Here is a 16,676-nt window from a genome sequence, read left to right on the forward strand (position 1 = left end):
TGACCGGATGGGGTCGAACACGGTTCGACTGCGCTGACGAGCCGCGAGTCCGCACCTACACGCGGCACATTCACCCCGCGAAAGTTCGTGGCTACTTGCGCTCGCCTTCCAGCACCGCATCGGCGCAAGCGAGAAAGCCCCTGATCAGACGCCCGCGCGGCGACGCCCGATGCCATAGCACGCCAAACCGGCGCGGCTCCGTCTGCACCGGCAGCGGGAGCTTCGCGACGTTCAGATGGGTTGTCAGCGGCGAAACGATGTCCGGCACAAGCGACACGCCGAGTCCGCGATCGACCATCATCGCGATTGCCATCAACGAGTTCAGTTCGAACAGTTCATGCGGCACGATCTTCGCCGCGCGCAGGTATTGATCCGCCTGCTTGCCGCCGCCGAGCGAGCGGTCATAGCGAATGAACGGCTCGCGCGCCAGCAGGTCGTGAGGCGCGTGCGCGGCGAGACGCGACGGCGCGAGCACGACGATCGGTTCTTCGCGCAGCAGATGCCAGTCGTACGCCTTCGGCAACGCGAACGCGGGGTGCAGGCAGACAGCGACATCCACGTCGCCACGCTGCAGCGCCTCGTAGAGTTCCATCGACGTTCCCGCGCGAATCAGCACGTTCGCGTGCGGAAACGACGCCGCGAAACCGGACAGCACATCAGGCACGAGACTCAGCAGCGCGGTCGTGATCGTGCCGATCCGCAATTCCCCCGCCGCTTCACCTTCCAGAGCAAACGCCTTCAGTTCCGAGAATTCGCGTACCAGGCCGCGCGCGCGTTCGATCACGCGATGGCCCGCTTCGGTCGGCATCACGGTACGCCCCGAGCGCACCAGCAACTCGACGCCGAGTTCGCGCTCCAGCGCCTGAACCTGCTGCGCCACGGCGGCTGGCGTCACGCCAATCCGGCGCGCGGCCTCCGCCATCGAGCCACAATCGACGACCAGTAAAAGATTGGCGAGAAAGGCGACGTCCATAAAGATAGTTTATGTACCGTTTGAAGATAGGTCTGGATAGTTTATCTAAATTCAACCCGGAATTAGACTTGCTTCCGATAAATCGAGAACTGGAAGCGGAGACATGAGAAGCAAACTGTTCGTGCCAGCCTCGCGCCCCGAGCTGTTCGCGAAGGCATTCGCGAGCGCCGCCGATGCGCTGTCTTTCGACCTGGAAGACTCCGTCGCTGCCGACCGCAAACCGCAAGCACGTGTGGAGCTGCGCGAGTTGCTGGGCTCCGATCTCGTCGCCGGCAAGCAAAAGGTGCTGATCGTCCGCGTCAACGCGCTCGACACGCCGCATTTCAGCGCGGATATCAACGCCGTCGCACAACGCGGCCTCGACCTGATCAATCTGCCGAAACCCGAATCCGTCGACGACGTGCGCGCGGCCGTAGCCGCGCTCGAACGCGCCGAAGCTGTCAGCGGCGTAACGACTCCGATCCGGTTGCTGCTCAACATCGAATCGCCGAAAGCGTTCCACCTTGCGGCCGAACTCGCCGCTGCGCATCCGCGCGTTGCGGGTTTACAGCTCGGGCTTGGCGATCTGTTCGAGCCGCTCGGCATCGCGCGTCGCGAACCGTCGGCCATTCAGCAAGCCATGTTCGGCCTGCGCATCGCGGCTGGCGAGGCAGGCGTGTTCGCGTACGACTCGGCCTTCGCCAATATCAAGGACGAAGCAGGTTTTCGTGCCGAAGCGCAACTCGCCCGGTCGATGGGTTTTCTCGGCAAGAGCTGCATCCATCCAAGCCAGATCACCCTCGCGAATGAAGTCTTCCGCCCTTCCGACGATGAAATCGCGCATGCGCTGCGTGTCGTCGAAGCGGCCCGCGAAGCCGACGCGAACGGCGTCGGCGCTTACGTGGTGGACGGCAAAATGATCGATCCGCCGTTCGTCGAACGGGCGCGCGTGCTGGTTCGCGATGCCGCGCGCCTCGGGCTGCTGAACCGCCCACCCGGTGGCCGCTGAACGCCTTGCACTGCCGAGCCGCCCCCAATCCGATCCGATGGAGCCAATCATGGAACGTTCGTCCCATACAGCCGAAGCCGGCGCAACAGGCCCGCTGGCGGGGATTCGCGTGCTGGACCTGAGCGCGTACATCGCCGGTCCGTACGGCTGCACGCTGCTTGCCGATCAAGGTGCCGAAGTCATCAAGATCGAGCCACCCAGCGGCGACAACCTGCGCAAATATCCGTCCACGCTCGAAACCGAAAGCCGTGCTTTTCTCGGCGTGAATCGCGGCAAGCGCGGTCTCGTGCTGGACCTGAAACAGCCTGAAGCGCTCGACGTGCTAATGCAACTCGTCAAGACCGCCGACGTGCTCGTCCATAACTTCCGCCCCAGCGTGCCTGCGCGCCTCGGTATTGCTTACGAGCAGCTTCGCGAGGTCAATCCGCGCCTGATCTATTGCGCGGTCACCGGTTACGGCGAAACCGGTCCGAACAAGGACAAGGCCGGCTACGACCAGGTCCTGCAAACGATGAGCGGTATGTGCATGCTGCAAGGCAAGCGTGGCGGGCCGCCGGAGATCCTGTACGGCTCAGTGGTCGACTACTACGCTGCGGCGCTGGTCGCGGCGGGCGTGTCGTCGGCGCTGTTCGAGCGCGAGCGCAAAGGCACGGGACAGTACGTTGGCATATCGCTGCTGCGCAGTGCGCTGACGATGCAATCCGCGCGGATGATCTGGGCCGAAAGTGAACCGAAGGACATCGGCCGCGATATGCGCTCAGGCGGCATTACCGGCATTCATCCGACCCGCGAAGGCTACCTCTACATCTCCGCGAACACGCCGCATTTCTGGCTGGCACTCTGCGAGAAAACCGGTCTCGACGCACTCGCGAGCAACGAACGCTACGACTCCGTTAAGAAGCGTGCGTTGTACTGCGACGAAATCGTGCCGCAACTGCACGCGGCACTCGCGGCGCGTAGCGCGCTCGAATGGGAGACGTTGTTCGGCGACGCGGTGCCATGTGCCACTGCACGCGGCATCGAAGATATGTTCGACGATCCGCAGGTGCTGGCCGAAGACATGATCGCAACCTACGCTTATCCGGGCGTCGGACATTACCGTGGTTTCCGTCAACCGATCCGCTTTGGCGACACAACCGGCCCCACGCCGCTCGCCGCGCCCGCATTCGGTCAACATTCCGATGCCGTGCTGCGCGAGTCCGGCTGGAGCGACGACGGGATCGCCGCGTTGCGTGCAAAACGCGCGGTGCTGTAAGCGAACTTTCGGTGACGCATGAGCGCCGCGCGACATAAAACGGAGACGACAATGGACACGCAACAGCGCAACGACAACGTGCAACTGCCACGGAACCGGGCGCCCGCTGGTGCGTGCGATTCGCACATGCACATCTACGACCGCCGCTTCCTCGCGGCTGGCGCGAATCACGCGAGCGTCCCCGAGCACGCCACCGTCACCGACTATCTCGACGTGCAGCGCAGAACCGGCACCCAACGCACGGTTGTCGTGACGCCACGCAATTACGGCACGGACAACCGCGTCACGCTCGATGCGATCCAGCAACTCGGCCAGGACCGGACGCGCGGGGTCGCGGTGCTCACGCCGACGGTCACCGATAAGCAACTCGCCGAGCTTCACGACGGCGGCGTTCGCGGCATCCGTTTCACGCTGTACACACCCGCCCATGCTGCCGTCAACTTCGAGATGGTCGAGCCGCTCGCGCGACGTATCGCGGAGCTCGGCTGGCACGTGCAACTGCACTGGACCGCCGCGCAGATCGTCGAGCATCGGGCGATGCTGGCGCGCCTGCCTTCGACGATCGTGTTCGATCATCTCGCGCGTCTGCCGATGCCCGACGGCGCGTCGCATCCGGCGTTCGGCATCGTGCGCGATCTGGCCGATTCCGGTCGTGTCTGGGTCAAGCTGTCCGGGCCGTATCTCGACTCCGTTGCAGGCATCGCCAAAGACTACGGGGACATCGCATCGACCGCGCACGCGTGGATCGACGCGCTGCCTGAGCGCCTCGTGTGGGGCAGCGACTGGCCGCACACGACCGAGTCGCACAAGCCCGACGACGCCCAGCTGTTCGATCTGCTCGGCATATGGACCGGCGACGATGCGATCCGCGACCGCATTCTGATCGACAACGCCGCGACGCTGTACGGCTTTCCCACCCAGGCGAACTCGGCCACAACAGCCTGAATTCCCGGCACCTCAGCGCGCATAGAACGCGTAACCCACAAGATTCTTCGGAGACACCAGATGAAACCCGCAGCCGCTGCCCCACCCACCATACGCAAGACACGCTTCACCGAAGCAACTATCCGGCTTTTCGAACGGACCATCCCGGACCCGTTCGTGCTCGCGATCCTGATTACCGTCGTGGTCGCTGTGCTGTCGGCGGTGTTCGCGCCGCATGCATCGGCCTCCCACCTGATCGGCGGCTGGTACAAGGGTTTCTTCGATATTCTGACCTTCGCTTTTCAGATCACGCTGGTGCTCGTGACCGGCCATGCGTTCGCGCACGCGCCGCTCGTGCAGCGTATGTTCAAGGCGCTGGTGTCGGTCGCGCGCACGCCCGTGCAGGCGGCGGCGCTTACGTTCGTACTCGTCGCAATTGCGTCGTTCTGCAACTGGGGCCTGGGGCTCGTTGTCAGCGCATTGCTCGCACGTGAAGTGGCCAAACGGATGCGTGTGGATTTCGCGTGGATCGTCGCAGCGGGTTTTTCCGGCTGGGTCGTGTGGGCAAGCGGCATTTCGAGCTCGATCGCGCTCGCACAATCCACGCCCGGCAGCGCGATGAATGTCGTGCAGAAACTGACCGGCCAGGTGCTGCCGTTCAGCAGCACGGTGTTCACCAGCTTCAACCTGGTGCCGACGATCATCATGCTGATCGCGATGCCGTTCGTATTCGCGTGGCTCAAGCCCTCCGACGAAGACGCAGTCGTGCTCGACACGGAGAAGCATCCCGATGCACCACCGCGCGAGCGCCCGACCGGCAAGCTGAGTTTCGCGCGCTGGATCGAACATTCGTGGCTTGGTAGCGCCTTCATCGGTGCGGCGGGAATTGCATTTCTGATTCTCGCGCGCGTCGAACATCTGGCGTTTTCAGGCGTGAACGCGGTGATCTTCGTGATGTTCATCGCCGGCGTGATTCTGCATGGCTATCCGCTCGCCTATGCGGACGCCGTCAAGAACGCGGCAAAGCAGACTGGTTCGATGATGCTTCAGTATCCGTTGTACGGCGGGATCATGGGGATGATGGACGCGACTGGATTGCCGGACGTGATCTCGCACTTCTTCATCGCCATTTCGAATCCGCACACGCTGCCGTTCTGGAGCTATGTGTGCTCGCTTATCGTTACGTTCTTCATTCCGAGCGGTGGCGGTCACTGGGCCGTCCAGGGACCGTTCGTCGTGCCTGCCGCAGTCGCGCTGCACGCGTCGGTGCCGGCGACCACGATGGCTGTCGCGATGGGTGAACAGGTGTCGAACATGCTGCAGCCGTTCTGGGCCGCCCCAGTCGTCGCGATGGCGGGTATTGGCGTGCAGCGCGTGCTCGGCTTCACCGTCATGACCTTCGTGGTAGGCGCGCTCGTGTACGGCACCGCGTTGCTGCTACTCGTTTGACGATCGGCGGCGAACTCACCGACAACAGATATGAACGGAGACGATTCGATGAAAGCAGTCACGACGCAGCAGGCCACTCCCGGGTCGAATTTAACGGCTGCACAGGCGGCGGATTCGCCAGCCGGTCACGCAACATTGAAGGATCGCTGGTGGGCGATCTTCGACGCACGTATCGGATCGTTGCCGGCGCCAGTCTACTTCGTGCTGCTTGCGGTGCTCGCGGCGATGACCCTGCGCGGAAAGCTGGCCTCCGATCTGCCGACCGGTATCGCACTCGTCGCGGTCGGTGGCTTCACATGCGCCGAGCTCGCGAAGCGCATCCCCTGGATTCGCCATATCGGCGCGACGTCGATCTTCGCGGCGTTCATTCCGTCGATGCTCATCTACTACAAGCTGATGCCGGTTCCGGTCGTCAAAGCCGTCACTGACTTCACCAGAACATCGAATTTTCTCTATCTGTTCATCGCCGCGATCATCGTCGGCAGTGTGCTCAGCATGGACCGCGAGACGCTGATCAAAGGCTTCGTGCGCATCTTCATTCCGGTCGCGGCGGGTTCCGCTGCGGCGGCATGCGTCGGCACCGGGGTGGGCGTCGCGCTCGGCATGGACCTCCGGCACGCGTTGTTCATGGTCGTGGTCCCGATCATGGCCGGCGGCGTGGGCGAAGGCGCACTGCCGTTGTCGGCGGGCTACGCGCAGATCATGGGTGTCGAACAGGGGCCGCTGTTCGCGCAAGCACTGTCCGCCGTGATGCTCGGCAATATCGCCGCGATCTGCTGCGCAGGCCTGTTGAGCTACCTCGGCGCGCGCAAGCCGCGTTGGACCGGCAATGGCCGTCTGACCGTCGCGAGCCGCGCCGACGACGAAGCCATGCGCAACGCGCCGCAGTCGTTCGAATTCGACGTGAGTTCGGTTGCCGCCGCGGGTGCTACCGCGATTGCGCTGTATCTGCTTGGCGTGCTCAGTCATCAACTGTTCGACTGGCCGGCGCCGGTCGTGATGCTGATTCTGGTGGTCGCGGCGCAACTGTTCCAGGTCGTGTCGCCGCGCGTTCGCGGTGGCGCACGCTTCATGTATGGCTTCTTCTCGACCGCCGTTACGTATCCGCTCATGTTCGCGATCAGCGTCGCAATGACGCCTTGGGGCGAAATCGTCACAGCGTTTCACTGGGTCAATATCGTCACCGCTGTTTCTACGGTGCTGACGCTCGTCGTAACGGGTTTTGTCGTCGGCAAACTGGTCGGCATGTATCCGGTCGAGGCCGCGATCGTCAATGCTACGCATAGCGGCCTGGGCGGCACCGGCGATGTCGCGATTCTGACCGCCGCCAATCGAATGGAATTGATGCCGTTTGCGCAGATTGCGACACGTATCGGCGGCGCCATCACGGTGATGATGGCGCTTGCCGCTTTTGCGTGGATTCACTGACCTGGTTCGAAATGGCCGCGCCGGTCGTCATCGCGCGTTCATCTCCAACTGTTTTCTTCCGTCCGCTTATAAGCGGACGACATCGACGATGGCATCGGCAAATGCCTTCGGCGCTTCCTGTGGCAAGTTATGTCCGATACCGCCGTCGACGTTCCGGTGCACATACTTGCCGGTGAACTTCTTCGCGTAGGCTGCCGGCTCGGGATGTGGTGCGCCGTTGGCGTCGCCCTCCATCGTGATGGTCGGAACGGAGATGACCGGCGCCTTCGCCAGGCGCGCTTCGAGCTCATCGTATTGCGGCTCGCCCTTGACTAGCCCCAAACGCCAGCGGTAGTTATGAATCACCACCGCGACGTGATCCGGATTGTTGAACGACTCAGCCGAACGGTCGTACGTCGTATCGTCGAAATTCCATTTTGGCGACGCGAGACGCCAGATCAGCTTGTTGAAGTCGTGGCGGTTCGCTTCATACCCCGCATGGCCACGCTCCGTGGCGAAATAGAACTGATACCACCAGGCCAACTCCGCCTTCGGCAGCAGCGGCGCCCGGTTGGCTTCCTGGCTGCCGATCAGATAACCGCTTACCGACACCATCGCCTTGCATCGTTGCGGCCACAGCGCCGCAATGATATTCGCCGTGCGCGCGCCCCAGTCGAAACCGCCGAAGATCGCCCTTTCGATCTTCAAGGCATCCATCAATGCAATGATGTCGACGGCAACCACGGCCTGCTGACCGTTGCGAGGCGTATCCGCGGACAGGAACCGCGTTGAACCATAGCCGCGCAGATACGGCACGATGACCCGATAGCCCGCAGCGGCAAGCAATGGCGTGACCTCGGCAAAGCTGTAGATATCGTAGGGCCAGCCGTGCAGCAGAATGACCACCGGTCCATTCTGCGGACCCGCTTCCGCATAACCCATGCTGAGCGTTCCCGCATTGACCTGACGAAGATTGTCGAACGAAGCAACACGCGTTGCCGCTTTCGTGTCGGGTGGCGTGCCGTTCGACTGTGCCTGGGCGAGGCCGCTCAAACCCAGCTCCATCAAACTGATACCAGCAACTGTCGTCCCCAGCAGACGACGACGTCGAGTATTGATCTGGTCCGGCATCACTGATACTCCTCAAAGATTAGCCACACAAGCGCAGTGCATGTCCGGCTTGCGAAGCCAGACGATCTGGCCTGGAAGTATTTAAACCCGTGGACGTATCTGGCATGTGTCTATCAGGAGCGCCAGTGAAACGTTATGTATTTATCGACGATGGAGATACATTGAGATACAGAGACAGCGTGGCGAGCATTCACGCTCATTGACGAAAAGCTGCGACATACCACGCAATCAGTGAGCAACAGGAATCTGGCTGACGCCTTTCAGCACAAGCCTGGCTTCCAGACCGCCATCGGGCCGGTTATGCAACGACAGCGCCGCGTCCATCGCCAACGCGAGTTGCCGCGCAATCGCGAGGCCCAGCCCGGTACCGCCGGTTCCGCGGTTGCGCGATCCTTCCAGCCGATAGAATGGTTCAAACACCGCTTCCAGCGACTCAGCCGGAATGCCCGGCCCGCGATCGAGCACGGAGACCATCACGTGCCCGTTCTGCAAAGTCGCGACCTTGATCTCGGCCGCCCCGCCGAACTTCAGCGCGTTATCGACGAGATTGCCCACGATCCGGCGCAACGCCTGAGGACGCGTCACCAGTGCGGTGTCGATACGCCCGTGCAGCGAAACGTCCTTGCCGGCATCGACATAGTCGAACACGAGGCTGTCGAACAGCGCATCCGGATCGATACGCAGGGGCGCCTCACTGGCGCCGTGCATGGTGCGTGCGTACGTGACGCCTTCCTTGACCATCGTTTCCATTTCCTGCAGGTCCTGCTGCAGCCTGGTCCCCTGCGCGCTCTCGTCCATCACGTCGAGGCGCAAACGCATGCGGGTAATCGGCGTTTGCAGGTCGTGCGAAATCGCCGCGAGGATCTGCAAGCGCTCGGTCATGTAGAGCCTGATACGGTCCTGCATGGCGTTGAACGCGCGCGCCGCGCGCGCCACTTCGTCCGGCCCGTCTTCGGGCAGGCGTTCCACCTTCAGGTCGGGCCCCAGGGTATCGGCCGCTCGCGCCAACACGCTCAGCGGGCGCGTCGCCAGCCGCACCGCCAGCCAGCAGCATGCGGCCAGCACCGCCAGTTGCAGCACCAGCACCCACGACAACCATGGCGACAGCGGCGCGCCAGGCATGGGGTGGTAGTCGATCGTCAGCGGTGTGCCGTCACTCAACTGCAGATGGACTTGCAGACGGTCCGGGTCGCCAGGGACAGCGTTAGCCGTTAACGGATAGCGCTTGCCGATACCTTCTGCGATAGATTGAGCCACCCTTGCTGAGAGCTTCGCATCGGGAGGTGCGCCGGCAACGCCGGGCCCCAGATTGAAGGTATAGGTGCGCCGCGCCAATCTTGGCAGCCATTCCGCGCGTTCGTTGGCGGGCAAATGGTCGAGCAGCGCGACGGAACTGGTGACCTCGCGTTCGATGTAACCCATCATCACGTTCGTCATGGTCTGGTCCCGTTCCGTCATGGTGAGCCAGACCGAAAGCGTTTGCACCAGCGCAAGGCTGACAAAGAGAATCAGGGCAAGCCGCGCGAACAACGTACGCGGCCAACGCAGCAAGGCATTCAGCTTCATGGATTGCCTTCGATCATGGTCACGGCCGCCGAAAATACATAGCCTTCGCTGCGCAGTGTCTTGATGTAACGCGGCTCGCGCGCCACGTCCTGCAGGCGCTGCCGCAAGCGGCTGACCAGCAGATCGATCGAACGGTCGAACGGATCGGCCTGGCGGCCCTGAGTCAGATTGAGCAATTGATCCCGCGTAAGCACGCGTTGTGGATGATCGAGAAACACGCGCAGCAAGCGGTACTCCGCACCGCTCAGCGCCACCATGGTGCCCTCGGCGTCGAGCAGATGGCGCGCAGTGGTGTCGAGCCGCCAGTCGCCGAAGCCGATCATCGGTGCGGTTTCCGTCACCTGCATGCCCGGCGGCAGCATGCGCGCGCGGCGTAACACGGAGCGAATGCGCGCCAGGAGTTCGCGCACCGCAAACGGCTTGGAGAGGTAATCGTCCGCGCCCATTTCCAGCCCAACGATGCGATCCGCCTCTTCGCTGCGGGCGGTCAGCATTAATACCGGTACCGAACGGAACTTGCCGGCACGCAGTTCCCGGCACAGCACGAGACCGTCTTCGCCGGGCAGCATCAGGTCAAGCACGATCAGATCAGGGGCGCCCTGCTCGAGGACGGTGCGCATCTGCCGGCCGTTGGCGGCCAGCGAAACGCGCATGCCGTTCTTCTCGAGATAGGTTGCGAGCAATTCGCGGATGCCCCGATCGTCGTCGACGATCAGCACGTGGTCGGTATTTTCCATCAACGGATCAATCCTTTCGACGATTGACGCGCACCCGGTTCACGTTGACCAACGAACAGTGCACAGGGTGCGCCAGTTCTGCTGCCAATCCACCCGCCAGGAAGGCGAGAATCGCCATGAACCGTCTCATGCATCCTCCACGACCGACAGGCTGGCGCCATTGGCAACAGTGGCCTCCAGCGTATACGGGTCGATGCCCTCCAGGCAACCGATGTTGACCCGCCACAACTGTGGATCCCTACGCGTCTGGTGAAACGGATAAATGCCGCAATGCTTGCAGAAGTAGTGCTTAGCCGTGTGCGTATTGAACTGATAGAGCGTCAGCGCTTCCTCACCGTCCAGGATCTTCAGTTCGCCTGCGGCGAACGGCGGCGTCATTAGCGCACCCTTGCGCCGGCACAGGCTGCAATTGCAACGCGCAGCAGGCAGGACGTCGGTACGGACTTCAAATTTCACGGTCCCGCAATGACAGGATCCTTGCAGCAGTTCGGTACTCATGGGGTGCTCCGCAGTAGGCATGGCTGCTTTATAGCCCAGTACGCCCCACGCTTTGTATCGCAATGTATCTGGGCACTCCCCTGACACAAAACGTTGCACCCGCGCCGCCTCGGCGACACAAGCCAGATACGAACGGGCGTTCCAATGCAGCATGCGCACCAGCGGAATGCACGGCATGACACCCTGGTCTGCGCCCGGACCTTCCCTTTCATGAAAGGACGCTGACATGCTCTCCCGACTCAAAACCACCGCTACCGTCGCCCTCTTCGCCGCAACGGTGGCAGCCGGCGCCACCGCAATCGCTACGCTCGTTGCAAGTCCTGCGGCCAGCGCTGCCACAAGTCCCGCTGCAAATCCGGTCAACGACAGCACTACCGCGCCGGAATTCACCGGCATCGATAAATGGCTCAATAGCGATCCCCTGACCATGCAGCAGTTGCGGGGCAAGGTTGTGCTGGTCGATTTCTGGACCTACACGTGCATTAACTGCATCCACGTGCTGCCCTACGTGAAGACCTGGAATCAGAAATATAAGGATCAGGGCCTGGTGGTGGTCGGTGTCCACACGCCCGAGTTTCCGTTCGAACGCGACACGGACAACGTCAAGACGGCGATCAAGCGCTTCGACATTACGTTTCCTGTAGCGCAGGACAACCGCTACGCCACGTGGCGCGCCTACGACAACCAGTATTGGCCTGCGTTCTATCTGGTCGACAAGAAAGGGCACGTGGTCTACACGCACTTTGGCGAAGGTGACTACGAACGGACCGAGGCGAAGATCAAGGCGTTGCTGGCGGAAAACCCGTGATTCGTATCGTGATGTATCTGGGCATCGAGGTGATCCAGAACATTGCAATTGATCAGGTTTCTCGACACAAGCCAGATACGTCGGCACGCTTTAATGCGTCGACGCCGGATGCAAGACGCATCGCAGATGTGTGCCTACTCTCCGCCATCCGACTACGATCTTCGGTCGTCCGTTCGCGTCAGTACCGAACGCTGCTTGTGGTGAGCAACGGCAACGCTTGCGTCGCCTGTCCGTCGACCGTGGCGCCGGCGAAGATAAAACTCGGCGAAAGATGCGCGTTGAGGTCCGCGGGGAAGTTGAGTGCAGGCTTCGACACTTCGTCGAGCATTGCGATCTGCGCGGCGGTGAGTTCGAGGTCCAGTGCACTCAGGTTGGTCCGCAGTTGATCGATACGCCGCGCGCCGATGATCGTCGAGGTCACGCCGCGCCGTTTGTAAACCCATGCGAGAGCGGCCGCGGCGGGGCTCACCTCAAGTTCGGCTGCGACCGCCATAAGCACGTCGATCACCGGAAACTCCTTGTCGCCCGGCACGCCGACAAGCGCCGAACGCTCGGACTTCACCGCTTGAGTGTTTTCGCGCGTGTATTTGCCCGACAACCAGCCGTTCTTCAACGGGCTCCACGGCATGACGCCAATGCCGAGTTCTTCGGCCATCGGTATCAGTTCGCCTTCCGCCGTCCGCTCCAGCAGCGAATACTCGACTTGCATCGCAATGATGCGGTTCCAGCCGCGAAACTGCGCCATGGTCTGCGCTTGCGCGATCTTCCAGGCAGGTGTGTCGGAGATCCCGATGTAACGAATCTTGCCGGAGGCGACCAGGTCGTCGAGCGCGCGCATCGTCTCGTCGATCGGCGTGTTTCTGTCCCAGTTGTGAATCCAGTAGAGGTCGATGTAATCCGTTTGCAGCCGGCGTAGCGACGCTTCGCATTGTTCGACGATCGCCTTGCGTCCGGCGCCGCCGCCGTTCGGATCGCCAACGTGCAGGTTGCCGACAAACTTCGTCGCAATGACGCTGCGATGCCGGCGGTCCTTGCGCGCCGCAAAGAAGTCCCCGATGATTTTTTCCGAGTGGCCCAGCGTATAGATGTTGGCCGTGTCGATGAAATTTCCGCCACGCTCCAGGTACTCCGAAAGTATGGCTTCGGATTCTGCGGGACTCGTGCCCCAACCCCAGTCTTCACCGAAGGTCATCGTTCCAAGGCAAAATGGACTCACGCGCAGACCAGAGGATCCGAGCGTGACGTATGAATCGAGCGGCATAATGTTTCTCCTGGAAAATGAGCCGACTGGCTAGCTCCAATGAGACCATCGCGCGAGTGCGGCGCGGTAGACTGAAACTCGCAAGCTCTTGCACAATCCTCTCAGATTGAGCGGGTTCGGGCAGATGCGCTTGCGCTTTCACGGTCGGCCAGGATACGTTTGAGTTATGGACACGCTCGCTGAACTTCGTACCCTGATTGGCCGCCATGCTGTCGACGATGTAACGGCAACAAGCCTGCCGGGGGTCGTCCTGTCGGTGTCGACCACACACACGCAGTCGATTCATCGCGTCTACGAGCCGGTATTCGCTCTGGTCGCTCAGGGCGCAAAACGCGCGACCCTCGGTGACAAGCTTCTCGAATATCACGCGGGACAATGTCTGGTCGTGACCGTCGATCTCCCGATGTGCGGGCACGTGATCGAAGCGAGCGCGAACAAGCCGTTTCTGGCAGTCGGCCTGATGTTGAAACCCGCGACTATCGCTTCGTTATTGCTGGACACCGCTTCAGACGCGCCCACTATGGTGAACCCGTTCGGTGCGGCGGTCGGCGACGCGACGCCCGAACTGCTTGATCCGTTTGTGCGGTTGTTGCGGCTGCTGGAGCATCCGGAAGACCTGCCCGTTCTCGCGCCGATGATCGAGCGCGAAATCTTGTGGCGGATACTCACGGGACGCCAGGGCGCGCTGCTGCGGCAGGTCGGTCTTGCCGACAGCCGTCTGTCGCACGTCGGACGCGCGATTCGCTGGATCCGCATGCACTATGCGGACATGCTGCACACTGAAGAGCTCGCGGAGCTGGCGGCGATGAGCGTGTCCTCATTCCATCGGCACTTTCGCGCCGTCACCGCCATGAGTCCGCTGCAGTATCAGAAGCAGATCAGGCTTCAGGAAGCCCGCACACAACTGCTGACCACGTCGAAGGACATTGCCAGTGTGGGGCTGAGCGTTGGCTATGACAGTGCCTCGCAATTCAGCCGTGAGTACAGCCGGCTGTTCGGGAGGCCACCGGGGCAGGATGCGCAGAGGCTGCGATCGTCTGCCATGCAGGCACGCAGCAGTGCAACTGCGCGATCCTGAGCGACTTCAGCACCGGCTCGACCAGACACCGAACACTATGACCGCTTGACGAAGCGCGGTTGAGCGCGTCCTGGGCAAGCTAAAGCACTAGATCTCTTCGGTTATGCTCGATCACTGCGATGCTTCTACCAGCACTCTTTCAAGCTCGGCATGCGCCTCGTCCACTTTGCGTTGGCGCTCGGCGATTTTCTTCGCGCTCTTACCGTTGGCCTTCGCTTCCTGCAAGTCATGCTGGCGCTCAGAGAGCTTCCTCTCGGCCGCAGTCACCTTCCGTTGCGCGTCGCTGCGCAGCACGGCATCCGTGCAATTCGCGTTCATTTGAGCGAGCGCGGTTTCGAGACCATCGATGCGCTTCGCATTGCCGTGCGCTTGCGCGTAGGCGATTTCTCTCTCTATCGAGCTGCGTTTAGCGTCGCAACCGCTTGTTTGAGCTGAACACAGCATCGGATAGATCGCTATACCGAGCAAGAATGCCTTGATCGACGTACTCATGAGAGACCTCACAATAGTGGAGTGTTGTTCGTTCGTTGTGCGTTTTGCAGCCCGAACGCATACTTGTTCTTGTCGACGCTGCAATTCACCGCGAGCAATACTACTTCAAAATGACAAGGCGACTCGATTGCTGACGATCGGTAGCACTCAATCCACAAGGGATCTTCCACGTCAACGGTCCAGATTTACCACCACGATTCATCTTCTATTTTTGTGGTGCATCATAGGATGCATAGGTTTGCTTTTGATTGGGCCATCCTTGCTCCAGCTCCTGAATGTGCGTCATTGATCGCACTGAACCAGCCGCCTTATCGATTGACTACAACGTTCGATACTTCGGTCAGATTGTCGACACAACCGAGCAATCGGCCAAATAGCCGGAATTGGTCAGACAGAGTGAAATGGTGAGCGGCGCAGGTCGACCCTGCGCCGCTCAGAGCGTCATTTGCATTCGCCCTAACCCATTCCTTCGATCACGCGCACGACCCTACATCACCACGGAATCGTTTCGTTTTCCCAGCGCGTGAACGTCCCTGTTGGGCCGTCCGGGCCCAGCAGCGCGACGCGCACTGCCTCGCGAGCGCCCTCCACGACAGTCTCCGTGCCCGCGTATCCGTTGAGGTTCGTCCTGGTGAAACCCGGGGAGACAGCGTTGACCTTGATCCCATCCGGCTCCAGCTCGATTGCCATGGCGACCGTCAACGCGTTGAGAGCCGTCTTGGACGCTGGATAGACCGGGCCGAAGATCGCGCGGTAAGCGAAGGCCGGGTCCAGGTTCGTCGCTAGCGACCCGACGCCGCTCGACACGTTGACGATACGCGCGCCCGGTGTCTTGCGCAGGAGCGGCACCATCGCCTGGTAGACGGCAAGAACGCCGAACACGTTGGTGTCCCACACCGCACGCATTTCATCGAGGGACACGTTGCTCGGGCGGGTCGTCTTCGCATACTCCTCGACGGCCTGACCGGGCCGCTTTTTCGTATTCGAGATTGCCGCGTTCTGGATGAGCACGTCGAGGCGGCCAAACTCATTGCGGACACGCTCCGCCGCGGCTGTGATCGAAGCCTGATTCGTCACGTCGAGCTGGAGCGCGTGGGCGTGCCGCCCGACCTCCGTTGCCGCAGCCTCGCCGCGCTCGAGATTGCGCGACCCGACCAGCACGGTGAAGCCGTGTGCCGCGAGATCCTTTGCGATCTGAAGACCGATTCCTTGATTAGCCCCGGTGACCAGGGCGACGGGTTTGTCCTGCATAGCAATCTCCTTGTCGTATTGCGCTGTTGCGCAAAGAAGTCATTTCCGATTTCAGTTCAGGGCGGCGGCACCGGCCACTTAGCTAACCTCGGCCGCCCATGCTTCAGCGTCGGCGCCGGCCGGGATACGCATCGGGGATGACGGATCGGTCGCCGCGCGCCATACGGCCTCGGCGACGTCCTGTGCCCGGGTGACAGGAGAAGATGTATCCGCGAACCTCGCGAAGACGCTTTTGACGAGATCGGCATAGGCTTCATGGTCTAAGCCGTGCATATGGGCGCGCGCGTTGTCTCCGAAGCGGGTCTCGGGCGCACGGCCCGGCAGCACCAGGCGCACCCGCACGCCGAACTGTTCGAGCTCCAGCGCAATCGATTCGGTGAATGCGTTCACCGCCGCCTTGCTCGCGCGGTACGCGGCGATCAGGGGGAGCGCCTTTAGCGTCACGCTCGACGTAACGTTCACGACGACGCCGGCCTTGCGCTGCCGAAACTGCGGCAACACCGCTTGCGTCAATGCGATCGTGCCGATCGTGTTGGTCTCGAAAATCTCGCGCACCGTCGCGATCGGGACGAGTTCGCCCGGAGAAGCCGCGCCGAAGCCCGCGTTGTTGACGAGGACGTCGATCGGGCCTGCGGCCTCGACGGCCTCGCGAATGCTCTGCGGATTCGTGACGTCGAGCGCCAGCACGCGCAAGCGGTCTGAAGGCGGCAGCACGTCGGCACGCGGTGTGCGCATCGTGGCGATGACCTGCCAGTCGCGTGCCAGAAAGAAGCGGGCGGTCTCGAGGCCGAATCCGGAAGAAGAACCGGTGATCAGAACAGTTTTCATAGAAATTCCTGTGTCGACCGGAGTTGGTGC

At 61.8% G+C, this 16,676-nt stretch carries 16 protein-coding genes; 7 read left to right on the top strand and 9 right to left on the bottom strand.

The genetic code is table 11. The features are described from left to right. Positions 1–91: 91 nt before the first annotated feature. Positions 92–973 carry a LysR family transcriptional regulator gene (locus ACUN0E_RS04455; protein ID WP_445565773.1) on the bottom strand — a complete coding sequence of 294 codons (882 nt, stop codon included), beginning with the start codon at positions 971–973 and terminating at the stop codon, positions 92–94. A 103-nt stretch (positions 974–1,076) separates the two neighbouring features. Between ACUN0E_RS04455 and ACUN0E_RS04460 the strand changes: the two genes are divergently transcribed. The 5 genes from ACUN0E_RS04460 to ACUN0E_RS04480 are packed head-to-tail and all read left to right on the top strand — an operon-like array spanning position 1,077 to position 7,017. Continuing rightward, positions 1,077–1,961: an HpcH/HpaI aldolase/citrate lyase family protein gene (locus ACUN0E_RS04460; RefSeq protein WP_445565774.1), complete on the top strand. Its 885-nt coding sequence runs from the start codon at positions 1,077–1,079 to the stop codon at positions 1,959–1,961. Positions 1,962–2,010: 49 nt separating this feature from the next. Then, positions 2,011–3,216: a CaiB/BaiF CoA transferase family protein gene (locus ACUN0E_RS04465; protein ID WP_445565775.1), complete on the top strand. Its 1,206-nt coding sequence runs from the start codon at positions 2,011–2,013 to the stop codon at positions 3,214–3,216. A 51-nt stretch (positions 3,217–3,267) separates the two neighbouring features. Continuing rightward, positions 3,268–4,161: an amidohydrolase family protein gene (locus ACUN0E_RS04470; protein ID WP_445565776.1), complete on the top strand. Its 894-nt coding sequence runs from the start codon at positions 3,268–3,270 to the stop codon at positions 4,159–4,161. 60 nt (positions 4,162–4,221) lie between these two features. Beyond that, positions 4,222–5,589, top strand: coding sequence for a short-chain fatty acid transporter (locus tag ACUN0E_RS04475; RefSeq protein ID WP_445565777.1), 1,368 nt, complete (start codon positions 4,222–4,224; stop codon positions 5,587–5,589). A gap of 48 nt (positions 5,590–5,637) precedes the next feature. Continuing rightward, positions 5,638–7,017: a 2-hydroxycarboxylate transporter family protein gene (locus tag ACUN0E_RS04480; protein ID WP_445565778.1), complete on the top strand. Its 1,380-nt coding sequence runs from the start codon at positions 5,638–5,640 to the stop codon at positions 7,015–7,017. A 66-nt stretch (positions 7,018–7,083) separates the two neighbouring features. On the opposite strand, the gene ACUN0E_RS04485 is transcribed toward ACUN0E_RS04480, so the two are convergent. The 4 genes from ACUN0E_RS04485 to ACUN0E_RS04500 form a co-directional block, all read right to left on the bottom strand. Then, the gene (locus ACUN0E_RS04485; protein WP_445565779.1) at positions 7,084–8,127 is read right to left on the bottom strand and encodes an alpha/beta fold hydrolase; all 1,044 of its coding nucleotides are present in this window, start codon (positions 8,125–8,127) and stop codon (positions 7,084–7,086) included. 228 nt (positions 8,128–8,355) lie between these two features. Continuing rightward, positions 8,356–9,693: an ATP-binding protein gene (locus ACUN0E_RS04490; RefSeq protein WP_445565780.1), complete on the bottom strand. Its 1,338-nt coding sequence runs from the start codon at positions 9,691–9,693 to the stop codon at positions 8,356–8,358. Beyond that, positions 9,690–10,430 (bottom strand): response regulator, encoded by a 741-nt coding sequence (locus tag ACUN0E_RS04495; protein ID WP_408224470.1) that lies wholly within the window; start codon positions 10,428–10,430, stop codon positions 9,690–9,692. The genes ACUN0E_RS04490 and ACUN0E_RS04495 overlap by 4 nt, the downstream gene beginning before the upstream one ends. 126 nt (positions 10,431–10,556) lie before the next feature. Beyond that, complete coding sequence (locus tag ACUN0E_RS04500) at positions 10,557–10,928, bottom strand: GFA family protein (RefSeq protein WP_408224649.1); 372 nt, start codon at positions 10,926–10,928, stop codon at positions 10,557–10,559. A 226-nt stretch (positions 10,929–11,154) separates the two neighbouring features. Between ACUN0E_RS04500 and ACUN0E_RS04505 the strand changes: the two genes are divergently transcribed. After that, a complete protein-coding gene (locus ACUN0E_RS04505; protein ID WP_408334486.1) occupies positions 11,155–11,736 on the top strand; it encodes a thioredoxin family protein in 582 nt (193 codons plus the stop codon). A 178-nt stretch (positions 11,737–11,914) separates the two neighbouring features. Here the strand turns inward: ACUN0E_RS04505 and ACUN0E_RS04510 are convergent, their stop codons facing one another. Beyond that, positions 11,915–12,997, bottom strand: a complete 1,083-nt coding sequence (locus ACUN0E_RS04510; RefSeq protein ID WP_445565781.1) for an aldo/keto reductase — start codon at positions 12,995–12,997, stop codon at positions 11,915–11,917. Positions 12,998–13,163: 166 nt separating this feature from the next. Between ACUN0E_RS04510 and ACUN0E_RS04515 the strand changes: the two genes are divergently transcribed. Then, positions 13,164–14,075 (top strand): AraC family transcriptional regulator N-terminal domain-containing protein, encoded by a 912-nt coding sequence (locus tag ACUN0E_RS04515; protein ID WP_445565782.1) that lies wholly within the window; start codon positions 13,164–13,166, stop codon positions 14,073–14,075. 111 nt (positions 14,076–14,186) lie between these two features. Here ACUN0E_RS04515 and ACUN0E_RS04520 read toward each other — a convergent pair whose 3' ends face one another. The 3 genes from ACUN0E_RS04520 to ACUN0E_RS04530 form a co-directional block, all read right to left on the bottom strand. Continuing rightward, positions 14,187–14,567: a DUF1090 domain-containing protein gene (locus tag ACUN0E_RS04520; RefSeq protein WP_445565783.1), complete on the bottom strand. Its 381-nt coding sequence runs from the start codon at positions 14,565–14,567 to the stop codon at positions 14,187–14,189. Positions 14,568–15,059: 492 nt separating this feature from the next. After that, positions 15,060–15,818, bottom strand: a complete 759-nt coding sequence (locus ACUN0E_RS04525; protein WP_445565784.1) for an SDR family oxidoreductase — start codon at positions 15,816–15,818, stop codon at positions 15,060–15,062. Positions 15,819–15,896: 78 nt separating this feature from the next. Next, positions 15,897–16,646 (bottom strand): SDR family oxidoreductase, encoded by a 750-nt coding sequence (locus ACUN0E_RS04530; RefSeq protein ID WP_445565785.1) that lies wholly within the window; start codon positions 16,644–16,646, stop codon positions 15,897–15,899. Positions 16,647–16,676: the final 30 nt, after the last annotated feature.

This window comes from Paraburkholderia sp. D1E (genome assembly GCF_052682275.1).